Origin of the sequence: Myxococcus sp. CA051A (genome assembly GCF_013336705.1) — a bacterium.
Classification (GTDB): Bacteria; Myxococcota; Myxococcia; order Myxococcales; family Myxococcaceae; genus Myxococcus; species Myxococcus llanfairpwllgwyngyllgogerychwyrndrobwllllantysiliogogogochensis.
On record NZ_JABUMS010000011.1, the window covers coordinates 1 to 13,317 of the forward strand.

Consider the following 13,317-nt stretch of genomic DNA (forward strand, 5'->3'; position numbering starts at 1 on the left):
CGCAGAGGGCGGCGACCTCCTCCGTGACGGTGTGGTCGCACCGCACGGCGATGCCGTGGCCCCCCAGCGCGGTGACCTGCTCCGCGGTCTCCTCGAGGACCTCCGGGCGCTTCGAGCCAGAGGCGGGACGGCCGCGTACGCCGCGGCCCGTGCAGTACACGGTGGCGCCGGCCTCGCCGAGCCGGGTCGCGATGCCCCTGCCCGCGCCCCGCGTGGCTCCCGCGACCAGGGCGATGCGTCCTTCGAGTGGCTTCTTAGGTGGCGGACGGCCGAAAGACTGTCGTCGTGGACTTCGAGCGGGAGGCCATCGCGCTGGGCCAGCTCTGTGAGGTGGGCGGTGGCTTCGAGGTGGTGGAGCCCGCGTCACTGCGAACCCGAATGATTGCCCTGGCGACAGGGCTTCTCGCGGCGCACCCGCGCACATCGACAGACGCGAATGCAATACCCCGCCCGCGGCCTTCGTAAGGCCTTGCGTCGACCCGGCCCTCTCGCCGGAAGTCATGCTAGCGTGGCCATGCATGGATAAGTCCGCATTCCAGAGATTCATCAGGGTCCTCCCACCATTGATGAGCCTCACCCTGGCCCTCGCGGGAGCGGCCTCGGCGCAGCCGGTCGTCTCACGGGCGACGCGGATTGAGACAGCGCCTGATGCCTTTCGGGAGCGCCTGCGCGACGCGGCACGACTGTACGAGGAACTGGAGTACGAACAGGCATTGCTCGCGCTCGCGGATGCCAAGGCCCTGGCGAGGACCGAGGATGAGCGAGCCGACGCGTTGCTCTACGAAGGCCTGGTGCTGGCGGACCTCGGCCAGCGACAGAAGTCCCTCGTCGCCTTCCGGCAGGGATTGACGCTGCGTCCCCTGGCGTCGCTTCCCGTGAAGGTGTCCCCCAAGGTGCAACGGGACTTCGAGAACGTGCGCCGGGAGGTGTCGCGGGACCTTGCGCGGAATGCGCCCACGAACGCGGGCAGCACCGGTGCCACCGCCATGCCGGAGCCGAAGGTCCCCCACCCGGACAACCTGGAGCGTCCCATCCAGGAAGTCCCCGAGGTCGCGCTGGTTCCAGTCCACCCGGAGGAGGAGGCCGCGGAGTTGCGAATGGCGCCTCCGAGCGGACAGCTGTCCAGGCTCCGTCCCATCTCGATGGTCCTCGCGGGGGCCGGGCTCGCGGCGGGCGGAGTCGGGAGCTACTTCGGACTTCGCTCCCGGGGGAACATCCAGAATGCCCGCGAGGCCACGCAGGTCGACGCACAGCAAGGGCACCTGGACTCGGCCCGGGGACAGGCACTCGCCGCGAATGTCCTGCTCGGCGTCGCGGTCACCTCGGTCGCGGGGGCGGTCATCACCTACTTCACCGGCTCCGAGCCCGAGAACGAGGAGGTGCATCCATGATGCGCCCTGCCCTCTTGTGCCTGCTGTTCGCCACGGCCTGCACCGTGCCAGACATGGATGAGCTGTATCCGGACTGCGACGGCCATCTTGACCTCGAGACCGCTTTCGACGGTCAACCGGCCAATGCGGTGCTCGGCGGTGGCACCGCATGTCGAAGCATCCACCTCACGGTAGCCCTCGTGGAATTCAGCCCTCGCTGCGTGCTCGTCCGTGCCCGGGACGCGGGCAGCGGGAAGGAAGTCTCACAAACCTTCAGGGACGCCCTGATCGGCGCGGGGCCCGGCTTCAATCTTCGAGTCGTCGTCTCTCCACCCAAAGGTTGGGGACCCACCGTGGAAGTGGAGGCAAGAGCCTTCGAGCAGAGCTGCGAGGGAGTCGCGGTGGAGATCAACCTCGCGAGTGTCACGGTGGCCAACAACAGGGGGGTCCCCGCCACGCTCCGCATCGAGGCCCAGGACGCGGATCGGGATGGCTATGTCAGTCGCGTCAACGGCGGAACGGATTGCCAGGATGACCAGAGTGACATCAACCCCGGCGCGGCGGAGCGGTGCAACGCGCAGGACGACAACTGCGACGGAATCAACGATGAGGCGCACTTCAACCTGGGAGGTCAGTGCACGCTCAGCGCGGGGTGCCAGGGTGTCTACCGCTGCGACGTGACGGACCAGCTCCTCTACTGCGACAGTCCCTCCGCGCGGTTGGCCTACCTGGACCAGGACCGAGATGGACATGGGCAGAAGGGAGTCACCCCGACGACCTTCTGTGACGCGGTGCCAGCCGGCTACGTCACCGCCCCCCCGGATGACTGTGATGACACGAACGCCAGCATCTACCCGGGCGCGCTGGAACGCTGCGACGGAGTCGACAACGACTGCGATGCAATCCTCGACGAGGGCTTCCCCGGGCTCGGCTCGACGTGCACGGATTCTGCGACGCAGTGCACGGGACAACTCCAATGCGACACAAGTGGCACCACTCTCGTCTGCGGGGCCACGCAGTCCGTCCCGGCCTGGTACCTGGACGAGGATGGCGACGGCTCTGGCCAGACCTCCGGAGCCATCCGCTCCTGCGTGCACCCCGCTGGCGACTACGTCAGCAACACCGGCGACTGCAACGATGGGAACCCCATCACCCATCCTGGCGCGCCGGAGCTGTGTGACGACCTGGACAACGACTGCGACGGTCAAAAGGAAGGCCCGACCCAGTGCCCGGGAGGACTCACTCCCACCTGGGCCGGGCAGACGGTGGCCTCCACCAGTCAGACATGGCTCTCCGCCTCCTCCTGGACTCGCGGCGGAGTCTGGGTGGCCGGCGACGAGAACTTTCGAGCAAGGCTGACCCCCGGGCAGGTGACGTTCACGGTCCTCTCGGACTTTGGCTGCGGCATGACGGACGCCGCGTGGACCAGCGTCTGGGCGGACCCGACCACCGGTCGCGCGTGGCTCGGCTCCGTCGACGGGAGGAAGGCCCGCCAGGACTCCTCGGCGTCGAATTGCGTCCAGGTCCAGAACGACAACCTGTGGGTCCACGGCATGGTGGGAGTGCGGAACAACAACGTGCTCACGCTCTATGGAGCGACCGACAGCCTGGCCTCGGACGAGGGCGCGGCCTTCACCTGGAACGGCACCGGAACACCGACCTACAACCCCATCAACAACAACTTTCACTATGTCTACGACGTGCATGGAGCGACGGCGGACACCGTCTTCATCGTGGGAGGCCCCGCGACGGACGCGCGTATCTATCGCTACAACCGAAGTTCCGGCGAGTGGGATACCGAGGCCGTCGAGGACGTCGCACCCGACCTCGACACGCTCCGGGGTGTCTGGGTGGCGAACGCCAGGCTGGCCTTCGCGGTGGGAGACACAGGCACCGTCCTGCGGTGGCACCTGGGTCAGTGGACCCGGCTGTCCTTTCCCACCACGCACGACCTGACCTCGGTCATTGCCTTTGGCGCGGGGTCCGCCTATGCGACCTGCAAGAGCGGACACGTCTACCGTTACAATGGGCAGACCTGGCAGCAGGTCCACTCCACGGGAGGCATCCGCCTCAATGACATCACGGGCACCGGCCCTGACGACCTCTGGGTCGTGGGCACCAGTGGCCGCATCCTCCACTGGCCCGCATGGCCTTGAGTGCGCCCCGGGTTGTGAATGAGCCCGGGCGCTCGGCTCGGCCTGGTCAGTAGGAGACAGGCACGAGAACGCCCGCGGCCACCACCGTGAGCACGAACAGGAGCGGCGTGGACACGATGATCCACAGCTTGTGATTCTCCAGCTTGTGCCCGAAGAACAGCCAGAGCAGCCCGGAGGCGGGAATCATCGAGGCGGCGGGGAAGGCCAACAGCTCCAAATCCGGGCCGCCACTGACGCCGCGACTTTCAAGCTCAATCGCGCGGATGAAGAACACGAGCAGCAAAGCCCCGCTGCCGCCAACCAGCCCGTAAAGCCATTTCTCTGCAAGGTGCATGGGCGCAAAGCCTACAATTTCATTCCGACAATGCGCATCCGCCCCAGGCCACTTTCCAGGGCCCCCACCCCCGCCGGGTGACATCGCCGGCACAGGCGGGGACACGGGAAGAGCAGTGCGTCAGGCCCCGCCCACCTCACGGTCAAGATGCGTCTAGTCCGCGTGGAAGTTGTACTTGAAGGTGTTGTTCTGCCCCGCCTTCACCACGAACGTCTGCGTCACTTCCTTGCCCAGTTCATGATTGATGAGCTTGATGGTGTTCTTGCCTTCGGGCGCCGCGATGGGGTCTATCGGCGTCTGCCCCAGGTCCTTCCCATTCAGCACCACCTTCGCATAGGGGCGGATGCGGAACTCCAACATGCCCGTGGCCACCACCTTCGCGCGCGGGCGCGGTGGCGGCGCGGCCTTCGCGACAGGTTTCACCTCGGGCAACACGGGTACTGGCGCGGCGGAAGTGCCGCCAGCAGCGGACACGACAGCCGGCGGCGCTTTCTCCACGGGCGTCGCGGTCACCCCCTTCGGTGACGGTACCGGCGCGGTGGGCGGAGGCTCCGCCTTCATCACCGCCACTTGCGGCTCCCGTCCCGCCGCCGGGGCATCCCCGCCCGCGACCCGCTCCTGCGCGGTGGAAGGCTTGGGCGACTCCACCGTCGACGGACGCTTCGCCTCCGGCCTCTTCCCCAAGGGAAGCGGAGGAGGCACCACGACAATGGGTTGCTCGCCCCGAGTGGCCACCACCGCCACGCCACCGAGCACGAGCACCGCTCCACCCACGAGCACGGCGAGGAGTCCCGTCGAGGCCTTGCTCGCCTTGGGGGCACGCACCTGCGCGCCCGTGGAGATGGCGTCCTCGTCCGCCCCGCCACCATTCGTCGGGACGCGCTCCTCCGCATCCCGCTCGGACTCCCCCGACGGCCCCGCGGGCGCTGTCACCGCGGCGATGCCCGAAGCGTTCCATCCCTCCCCCGCGTTTCGAGCCTCGGAAGCCACCCCACCCTGCGCCGGCAGCATCGGACGGGAGGCCGGCTTGCGTCGCGCCCCCGCCGCCTTCGCCGCACGCTCCGGAGCGTCCGAGCCCTTGCCTCCCTCATTCGAGACGGGCTGCGGACGTCCCTCCGCAATCATCCCCCGCACCGACAGCGGCATGGGCGTCGTGGGCGACGTCGAGTCCACGGGCGGAGGCGGAGGCCCCTTCGCCTCTGGAGGCGCCGCCATGGACTTCGGCGTGCTCCCGGGCTTCGCGGGCGTCGCACCTCCCATCGCCGCGGGCGAGGCCACCACCGGCCCCGACATACCCTCCGCCACCAGCTTCGCCACGAACTGCGCGAGCTGGTACGCCCCCACGGACTCACCCGACGACAGCAGGTAGCGCTCCAGGTCCGCCTGGAGCGCGCGGCAGTCCGCGTAGCGGGTGTCCCGCTCCTTCGCGAGCGCCAGGTCCAGAATCTTCTGCAGCGCCACCGGCACATCCGGCCGGCGCTCCACCACGGGGATGAACGGCTCGAACAGGATGGCCTGCATCGTGCTCGCCTCGGTCGTCGCGTCGAAGGGACGCTTGCCCGTCAGGAGCTCGTACAGCACCACGCCCAGCGCGTACACGTCCACCCGCCGGTCCAGCGGCTTCGTCCGGAGCTGCTCCGGTGGCATGTACGCCACCTTCCCCTTCACCACGCCCGTCTGCGTGCGGTGCCCCTGCCCCGCCACCTTCGCCACGCCGAAGTCCACCACCTTCACCGCGCCCTGCCGCGACACCAGGATGTTGTCCGGACTCACGTCGCGGTGGATGAGCCCCAGGGGCTCTCCAGTCGCCGGATCACAGAAGTCATGCGCGAAGGCCAGGCCCTCCGCCGCGAGCGACACCAGCTTCGCGCACATCATCGGAGGCAGCGGCTGCTCCGCCGCGCGCTTCACCAGCCGCCGCAGCGTGGGCCCGTCGATGAACTCCATCGCCAGGAAGTAGCTGCCGTCCGCCTCGCCGAAGTCGAAAATCTGGACGATGTTCGGGTGCTCCAGCTGCGCGGCCAGCCGCGCCTCCCCCAGGAACATCTCCACGAACGCCGGGTCCTCCGCCAGGTGCGGGAGGATCCGCTTCAGGACGAGCGTCTTCTCGAAGCCCATGGGGCCCGCGGCCTTGGCGAGGAAGACCTCCGCCATGCCCCCCGAGGCAAGCTTCCGGACGAGTTGATACTTCCCGACTTGCATTTGATGAAGGGTTCTCCCAGGTTTCCCTGGAAAAGTGAAATGCCTGCCCGAGTGTTCTGCCCAGGACCGTGCAACCAGGCATCATCAAGTTTGACCGTGACGCGACGCCGTCCGTAGGATCCGCGCACGCATGCCCCCGAAGGTCATCGGTCCCTACCGCGTCCTGGAGACGCTCGGCAGCGGCGGGGCCGGCACCGTGTACCGGGCCCTGGACCGCCGCAGCAACGACGAAGTCGCGCTCAAGCTGCTGTCGGCCGGCCCCGCGCTGGACGAACGGGCGGCGCGACGACTCGCGCGCGAATTCGAGACGCTGGCGGACCTGTCCCATCCCAACGTGGTGAAGGTCTTCGAGGCGGGGGTCCATCAGGGCTGGCCCTACCTGGCCATGGAGCTGATTGAAGGGCTCACGCTGCGCCACTACCTGGACATCCGAGGGGACGACCTGCTGTCGCCCATCAGCGGCACCACGCCGCGCGGCCTGTTGACGGTGCGCCGCACCGCGGACGAGGACTTCGGCCCTGGCAGCGACAGCATCTCCAACGCGGACGCGGCGGGTGACGCCCGCCCCGCGGCGGAGGGGCTGTTCAGCATGGACGCCTTCAACGAGGAGCCTCCCAGTGAGGACCTGGACGCCTACGGCGCGGCGGAAGGCGAGGACGAACTGGGCTCGGGCTCCGGCTCGGGTTCGGACGACTCGATGGAGGGCTTCGACATGCCTCCGCCCGCGGCTCGCAAGCCGGTGGACGACGGCCGGGCGCCGCGCGAGGAGGACCTCAACCGTCCCGAGCGCATGGGGCGGCTGAAGGACACCATGCTCCAGCTCTGCGAGGCGCTGGCCTACATCCACGGGCATGGGCTGGTGCACCGGGACTTGAAGCCGTCCAACGTCATGGTGGACGAGGACCGGCAGGTGCGGCTGATGGACTTCGGGCTGGCCAAGTTCCTCGCGGACGACGTGGCGATTACGGAGGCGGGCAAGCTGGTGGGCACGTACCGCTACATGGCGCCCGAGCAGATTCTCGGGGAGCCGTTGGATGGGCGCTCGGACCTGTACAGTCTGGGCGTCATCCTCTATGAGCTGCTCAGCGGGCGGCCTCCCTTCGATGCGAAGACGCCGCACGAGCTGTGGCGGCAGGTGCTGGAGACGGAGCCTCCGCCGGTGCTGGCGCTGAACCTTCATGGGGACCCGCAGTTCGCACGCGTGGCCCACCGCCTCATCCGCAAGGAGCCGGACGACCGGTTCCAGACGGCCGAGGAAGTCTACGAGGCTCTTTCCGAGTGAATCCCTCCAAGCTGCACACCTTCACCGTGGACGCCGACAAGGCGGGCCAGCGGGTGGACCTCTTCGTGGGCGAGGCGCTGGGCCTGTCGCGCGCGCGCCTCAAGCGACTCTTCGATGCGGGCGCGGTGAAGGTGAACCACCGGGCGGCGAAGAAGGGCCTCACGCTCACGGCCGGGCAGCAGATCTCCGTGGTGGTGGAGGAGGAGACGCGCGAGGCGGTGCCCGACGAGGAGTTCCCCCTCGTCGTGCTGCACGAGGACGCCGCGCTGGTGTTCGTGGACAAGCCCGCGGGCCGGCCCTCGCATCCGCTCCAGTCGGGAGAGACGGGCACGGTGGCCAACGCGCTGGTGGCGCGCTACCCCGAGTGCGCGCAGGCGTCGGTGGACCCGCGCGAAGGCGGGCTGTGCCACCGGTTGGACGTGGAGACGTCGGGCGTGGTGGTGGCCGCGCGCTCGCGCACCGCGTGGGATGCCGTCCGCGCGGCCTTCGGTGAGCGCGCGGTGGACAAGCGCTACCTCGCGCTGGTGACGGGGCCCCTGGTGGACGAGGGCGACATCGAGCTGCCGCTGCGCCATCACCCGCGTCACCCGGACCGGGTGGAGCCCGCGCCACACGGTGCCGAGGACGCGCGCGAGGCGGTGTCGCGCTTCCGCGTGCTGGCGCGCGTGGGCGAGTACAGCCTGGTGGAGGTGCGCATCCTCACGGGCGTGTTGCATCAGGTGCGCGCGCACATGGCGGGCATTGGCGCGCCCATCGTCGGCGACACGCTCTACGGCGGGCGCGAGGCGCCAGGGCTGGGGCGCTTCTTCCTGCATGCACGGGCGCTCGGGTTGGCGCATCCGGAGACGAAGAAGCCGATGCATGTAACGAGTCCCCTGCCCCCGGAGCTGCGCGCGGAGCTGGAGCGGCTGGGCTTGCCCCTGCCTCGCGGCGAGCGCGAGGACGAGAGTCCGGCGAGCTGAAGGGGCTGCTCACTTCCCCAGGGACTTGAGCATCGCCCGAGCCGCATTGGATGCGCCGCCCGTGGGCACCAGCAGGAGGTACTTCTTGAAGGCCTCCGCCGCCTGGTTGCTGTCTCCCAGGGACTGGTAGGCCATCCCCAGCGACAACCAGGCGCGAGCATCGCCCCCATCCGCGCGAACGACGTGCTGGAGCAGGACCACGCCCTCTCGCAAGGACTTCTCCGACTCGAAGCCGCTCACCAGCAGGAGCCCCAGCTCCTTCCGGGCTTCATGCGAGCCGTCTTTGAGCACGAGGGCTTTGCGATAGCTGACCATCGCGGCCTTGGTACGACCTGCCTGCTCCGCGGACCGCCCTGCCTTCATCAGCGCGGCGAACTCGTCTTCGGGCGACAGCGCCTTGACGCCCGCGGCGGACACGACAGGAGGAGGACGCGGAGCGGATGGCGCGCTCCCTGGCTTCGGAGCATCAACGGGGATGGCGAATGCGACAGTCGGGGACTTGTCCTCGCGAGCGGGTGCGACGGTCGCTGTGCCCGCGTCCCTCTCGGGCAGAGACTTCGGACTTGCGACCTCGGGGGTCTTCTCGGGAGACAACGGGACTGCCGGAACCTGGACCTCCGCCGGCTCGTCGGAAGGCACCGGGGCCCCTGTCGTGGGCGACGATGGGGCCGTGGAAGCCTGCTCCGCTTTCGGGGCGGGGGCCGACACCTCGGGGCTCGACTTCCCGCTCAGCGTCCACGTCACCACACCCAGCGCCGCCGAGAACAGGAGCGCGGCTCCAAGCCCCGCGCCCAGGCCTTGTCGATACGAGGTCCACCGGTGGGTGGAGACCTGCGTCACCACGGGAACCTCGTTCATCGTGGCGACAGTGCGAGTCTCCGCGGCGCGAGCCAGCTCCTCCCGAAAGGGCGTGGGCACCTGGGGCTCGCGTCCCTCTTCACGCAACTCCATGGTGAACAGCGTCTGGACGAGCCACGCCACTGACATGGGTGAGAACCGAGGCGTCGTCGCATAGAGAAACCCGGAGAGCGCTTCGGCGAAGGCGTGCGCGGACTCGAAGCGCTCCTCCTTCTTCACGGCCAGCGCTTTCTGGACGATGGCATCCAGCTCCACGGGCAGCTCCGGGCGCAGCGCCCTCGGTGACGGGAACCGCCCCTCCTGCAACTGGTGCATCACCACGTACTCGGGGCCCTGCAACGGCAGACGCCCGCACAGCATCTGGTAGAGCACCACACCGGCCGCCCACACATCCGTGCGTGCGTCGACGTCCTCGCCTCGCGCCTGCTCCGGCGAGAAGAAGAGGTACTTGCCCTTCACCACACCGGGCTCGGTCTTGAACCCTCGCAGTTCGCGCGCCTTGGCGATGCCGAAGTCGACGATCTTGACCTGCCCCTCGTAGCTGACCAGGACATTCTCCGGAGAGACGTCCCGATGGACGATGCCCAGGGGAACACCCCGGCTGTCCGCGCGCGTGTGCGCGTAATGCAGCCCTCGACAGACCTCCAGCGCGATGAACACAGCCTGGGCCACCGGCACGGCACTCAGGCCATGCTGGAGCGCGCGCTTGATGATGCGATGGAGCGGCGGCCCGTCCACCAGTTCCATCGCCAGGAAGTGCTCGCCCTCCGTCCGTCCGAAGTCGAAGACCTGGGCGATGTTGCCGTGGGACAGCGACGCGGAGATGCGAGCCTCGCTGATGAACATCTGGATGAAGCGCTCATCCTGCGCGTACTCCGGCAGCACCTTCTTGATGAGCACGGGCTTCGTCACGCCCGCCTCCCCCACCAGCCGCGCGCGCCACGCCTCCGCCATGCCGCCCTTGCCAAGCCTTGACACCAACGAATAGCGACCAAAGGGCTTGGAGGAAACAGAATCCATGGGGCGCGCAATGTAGCCCCATGAATCGCATCAGCCCAGATCAAGCCCTTCGCCGCATGTCTGGAGTCACACTTCTTCGGGCGGAAACTCGATGGAGGCCCAAGGACAAGCGGACCGGTGCCACGCCAAGAGCGCACCGGCCCGTGTGGTCATTCAGACCCGCCCCGGGTCAAGGTTCCTCGGGCTCCTCGGGTTGTTCGGTCGCCTCGCAGTCCTCGACGGGAGTGGGGCCGCCCGCGCCAAAAGGAACACGGACGCTCACCCCGCCATCACAGCGCTTCACCCCGGCGTCAGCGATTCCCGCGTCGGCCATTCCGGCGTCGACACTCGCGTCAGCCATTCCCGCGTCACGCACGCCACCATCCCAACCCGCGTCAACTGGGCCTCCGTCGTATCCAGCATCCACGCCCGCGTCCGTGCCGGCATCCACGCCCGCGTCGGGAACCCGGCAGACCTCCGTGCGCTGGTAGAGCGCCTGGCAATGAAAGCCCTCGGGGTCGCCCTCGTACGTCACCTCTGGCAATTCGGGGTCCGTTCCGTACCAGTGGCGGCTGCCGCGCGTGCGGAACTGACACGTCGTGCTGCCGCCGTTCGCACAGGGGCAGTTTTCCGAGACCTGCCACCCCACGAACTCGAGCAGGTCATGGTTGTCCGCGAAGGCATACCGTTGCGGCGCGGAGAGCGTCACCAGGTCCCCTGGCTCCAGGGGGAGGAATGACTCGTGAGGCCCGGGATAGGGCGACTGCGGATGACTGGCGCACGCCATCAACGGGTCTCCGTTGGGCCCCTCCGTGAGCGTGGTGGTGATGCCTTCCAAATCGGTGCGTTCGATGGTGAAGCTGGCGCAGAGCGGCGCGGTGAGGGGTGAGGTGCAGGAGTTCTCTCCGGAGCCTCGCGCCGCGACGATGATGGGAGCGATGCTGACCCCGAGCGCCACCTCCCCCGTCGTGCCATCCACACACTTCTGCGCACCGGGCTTGAAATCCACCGCGCCTGTTCCTTGACGCTTCTTGGTCAGGTCCGTCAGGTCGGTGAAGGTGGTGCAGCCCAGCTTCCACGGCGTGGTGCAGCAGCACTCGAGCGCCTTGATGTGGTTGTCATAGAGCGTGTGGAACTTGGCCTTCGTGGCGGGAAGCACTTCCGGCATCCAGTGGCTCTTCGGCCACACGCCGTTCGCCGCGTTTCGTCCGGGGATGGCGGCCTTGTCGACGGACCTGGGGAACCAGTCCGCGCACGTGTTCTTGGTGCCGATGCGGTGACAGGTGGTGCACTCCTGATTGCCGACATTTCCATCACCGTCCTTCACTTGAGCGGTGGTGACCGACTCCGGCTTGGGCCACCCACGCCCTCCGTTCGTGAGATAGGCCTCCTCGACGAGCTTGTACTTGCCCTTCTTGAATCCCGCGGGCAACCCATCCGCGCTCGCCGCCACCTGGTCGATGTAGGGCGAGTGCATCCAGGGGTCACTGTCATGGCACTTGGAGCAGTGCAGGCTGGAGTTGTCCCGGAGCCTTTCAGGGCTGATGTAGAACGCCGTGGCCGCCGTGGCGGCGGCGCGCTCCGCCGCATCCGCGGAGGCGGGGTCCGCCATCGGATTGGGCACATTCTTGCCATTGAGGTCCGCGCCGCTGCCGCTCAAGGCCTGGAAGTAGCATGTCGCCCCCGACGTCTTGTTGGCGACGACGATGGCGACATCCTGAAAGCTCTCCGACGTGTCCAGCCCCGCCTTGTAGCGGCGGCAGATGACGCGCGCCTCCGTGTTCGGGTTGCTCGTCTTGAGCTTCAGGAGGCGTGCATTGTCGACGCAGTACTTGCCGCCCAGGTCCAGCCACACCGGCTTGTCACAGGTCAGTCCGTCGGGCGTGTTGGTGGTGTGAAGCAGCGTCCCGTCCCGGCAGTTGAACGTGGCGTCCGTCAGTCGCCCCAGCTCCGCGCGACACGATGCGGCGTACTCGGTGATGTTGCTGCCGTCCACCAACCCCTGTCCCTGTCGCGCCATGACGACGCCATCGAGCGGCTCGGGAGGCTCGTCAGCCTCTCCTCCCATGCAGCCCAGGAACAAGGTGGAGACGACGAGCAATACTCCGGCGACGGCAGACTCGGCTGCACGACACGTTCGCATGGGGACTCCCAGGGGTGGGAGTCGAATCCAAACAGAAAGTCGGAGAGCGCCGCGCCCACCGGGCCTCGCATCTCGTGGGAACTGTCATCGAGAGGACCCGCCGCTTCTCTCCGGCCCGGCGCTACTCGCCCATCACCTTCGCGATGACGCGCTTGCGACACGGGCGCATCCCACCCGAGCCGTATCTTGCCCGGGTGGCCCGGACGAAAGATGGCTGGCTCGCCGCCCGTCGTCATCCTCACGCGGACGGCGAGCTGCTTCAGGTCATCGCGAACTGCCTCATCGGGTTCCATGCGGAGGAGGACGACAACGACAGTGGCGTGCTCCTCCCCACGGGCTGAAGAGAGGCGAGCCCCTCAGTAGCAACTCCAGATGAGTTCTTCCGAGCAGGTACAGCCACCCAACTGCCCGTTGTCGTGGTAGCAGTCGACCACGCTAGAGGCCCCCGAGCACAGAAAGCTTTCATACGACGCGCATGGCGGCAGCAGGTGAGCGGGCTTCTCGGACACCGACGCCTCGGCCCCGAGCGCCGGGGGACAAGCCGCGCGACACCACGTGAGGGATTGGGCACACAGCGCCTTGCCCGGGCCGCTTCCGGCGTTCTCCCGCATGCAGGCAAGGTACTCGGACTGACAGGCCTGCTGGCACGTCACGGCCTGCTCCGACACCGTCTGCTCGGAAGGCTCCTGTTCCGCGCCACCACAGCCCACCAGCACGCACAGGGCCCACAGTCCTCCGACAATGAAGCTCGGCTTCATCGACAATCTCCTGGCTTGAGGTCGATACGGCGCGTGAAGCCTACCACTTCAGCCAAAGCATGCGGCATGGACTGTTGGAAGCGCGGGCGGTGGCGGAAGTGACGGCGCGCTACTGGATGAAGAAGCCGCGGGTCTACAACAACGGCGCGTCCTTCACTGCCGTGTTCGACAAGAGCGGCACCTGACCTTGAGGCGGGCGAGGAGCGCTCGGGACGCCGGGAGATGAAGTCCGACGGCCCGCGGAGCAGTGCCT

At 68.0% G+C, this 13,317-nt stretch carries 11 protein-coding genes and 1 pseudogene; 6 read left to right on the forward strand and 6 right to left on the reverse strand.

The window, feature by feature from the left end; genetic code table 11:
* Positions 1-235, reverse strand: a pseudogene (locus tag HUA74_RS45975) (short-chain dehydrogenase); the annotation flags it as partial.
* Positions 236-566: 331 nt separating this feature from the next.
* Here HUA74_RS45975 and HUA74_RS28775 point away from each other — a divergent pair.
* Together HUA74_RS28775 and HUA74_RS28780 are read left to right on the forward strand one after the other, a co-directional pair.
* On the forward strand, positions 567-1,391 hold the full coding sequence (locus tag HUA74_RS28775) for a tetratricopeptide repeat protein (protein ID WP_254625294.1): 825 nt from the start codon (positions 567-569) through the stop codon (positions 1,389-1,391).
* A complete protein-coding gene (locus tag HUA74_RS28780; protein WP_174457121.1) occupies positions 1,388-3,526 on the forward strand; it encodes a putative metal-binding motif-containing protein in 2,139 nt (712 codons plus the stop codon). Before HUA74_RS28775 ends, HUA74_RS28780 begins: the two co-directional genes overlap by 4 nt.
* A 46-nt stretch (positions 3,527-3,572) precedes the next feature.
* Here HUA74_RS28780 and HUA74_RS28785 read toward each other — a convergent pair whose 3' ends face one another.
* Both HUA74_RS28785 and HUA74_RS28790 read right to left on the reverse strand, forming a co-directional pair.
* A complete protein-coding gene (locus tag HUA74_RS28785; RefSeq protein ID WP_174457122.1) occupies positions 3,573-3,860 on the reverse strand; it encodes a hypothetical protein in 288 nt (95 codons plus the stop codon).
* 153 nt (positions 3,861-4,013) lie between these two features.
* A complete protein-coding gene (locus HUA74_RS28790; RefSeq protein ID WP_174457123.1) occupies positions 4,014-6,062 on the reverse strand; it encodes a serine/threonine-protein kinase in 2,049 nt (682 codons plus the stop codon).
* 130 nt (positions 6,063-6,192) lie between these two features.
* Between HUA74_RS28790 and HUA74_RS28795 the strand changes: the two genes are divergently transcribed.
* Both HUA74_RS28795 and HUA74_RS28800 read left to right on the forward strand, forming a co-directional pair.
* Entirely contained in the window at positions 6,193-7,344 is a 1,152-nt protein-coding gene (locus HUA74_RS28795) for a serine/threonine-protein kinase (protein ID WP_174457124.1), read from the forward strand.
* Complete coding sequence (locus HUA74_RS28800; RefSeq protein ID WP_174457125.1) at positions 7,341-8,306, forward strand: RluA family pseudouridine synthase; 966 nt, start codon at positions 7,341-7,343, stop codon at positions 8,304-8,306. Before HUA74_RS28795 ends, HUA74_RS28800 begins: the two co-directional genes overlap by 4 nt.
* A 9-nt stretch (positions 8,307-8,315) precedes the next feature.
* Here the strand turns inward: HUA74_RS28800 and HUA74_RS28805 are convergent, their stop codons facing one another.
* Entirely contained in the window at positions 8,316-10,184 is a 1,869-nt protein-coding gene (locus HUA74_RS28805) for a protein kinase (RefSeq protein WP_174457126.1), read from the reverse strand.
* Positions 10,185-10,353: 169 nt separating this feature from the next.
* Positions 10,354-12,306, reverse strand: a complete 1,953-nt coding sequence (locus HUA74_RS28810) for a hypothetical protein (protein WP_174457127.1) — start codon at positions 12,304-12,306, stop codon at positions 10,354-10,356.
* Between the two features lie 74 nt (positions 12,307-12,380).
* On the opposite strand from HUA74_RS28810, the gene HUA74_RS28815 reads away from it, so the two are divergent.
* Positions 12,381-12,647, forward strand: a complete 267-nt coding sequence (locus HUA74_RS28815) for a hypothetical protein (protein WP_174457128.1) — start codon at positions 12,381-12,383, stop codon at positions 12,645-12,647.
* A gap of 15 nt (positions 12,648-12,662) precedes the next feature.
* On the opposite strand, the gene HUA74_RS28820 is transcribed toward HUA74_RS28815, so the two are convergent.
* Positions 12,663-13,064: a hypothetical protein gene (locus HUA74_RS28820; RefSeq protein ID WP_174457129.1), complete on the reverse strand. Its 402-nt coding sequence runs from the start codon at positions 13,062-13,064 to the stop codon at positions 12,663-12,665.
* A gap of 59 nt (positions 13,065-13,123) precedes the next feature.
* Here HUA74_RS28820 and HUA74_RS46475 point away from each other — a divergent pair, with 59 nt between their 5' ends.
* The gene (locus HUA74_RS46475; protein WP_256434715.1) at positions 13,124-13,249 is read left to right on the forward strand and encodes a hypothetical protein; all 126 of its coding nucleotides are present in this window, start codon (positions 13,124-13,126) and stop codon (positions 13,247-13,249) included.
* The last annotated feature ends 68 nt before the right edge of the window (positions 13,250-13,317 follow it).

Bases quoted from the DNA above. Each gene is read 5' to 3' on its own strand.
- HUA74_RS28780 (WP_174457121.1), top strand. From the start codon at position 1,388: ATGATGCGCCCTGCCCTCTTGTGCCTGCTGTTCGCCACGGCCTGCACC.
- HUA74_RS28790 (WP_174457123.1), bottom strand. From the start codon at position 6,062: ATGCAAGTCGGGAAGTATCAACTCGTCCGGAAGCTTGCCTCGGGGGGC.
- HUA74_RS46475 (WP_256434715.1), top strand. From the start codon at position 13,124: ATGCGGCATGGACTGTTGGAAGCGCGGGCGGTGGCGGAAGTGACGGCG.
- HUA74_RS28785 (WP_174457122.1), bottom strand. From the start codon at position 3,860: ATGCACCTTGCAGAGAAATGGCTTTACGGGCTGGTTGGCGGCAGCGGG.
- HUA74_RS28820 (WP_174457129.1), bottom strand. From the start codon at position 13,064: ATGAAGCCGAGCTTCATTGTCGGAGGACTGTGGGCCCTGTGCGTGCTG.
- HUA74_RS28805 (WP_174457126.1), bottom strand. From the start codon at position 10,184: ATGGATTCTGTTTCCTCCAAGCCCTTTGGTCGCTATTCGTTGGTGTCA.
- HUA74_RS28775 (WP_254625294.1), top strand. From the start codon at position 567: ATGAGCCTCACCCTGGCCCTCGCGGGAGCGGCCTCGGCGCAGCCGGTC.
- HUA74_RS28810 (WP_174457127.1), bottom strand. From the start codon at position 12,306: ATGCGAACGTGTCGTGCAGCCGAGTCTGCCGTCGCCGGAGTATTGCTC.
- HUA74_RS28795 (WP_174457124.1), top strand. From the start codon at position 6,193: ATGCCCCCGAAGGTCATCGGTCCCTACCGCGTCCTGGAGACGCTCGGC.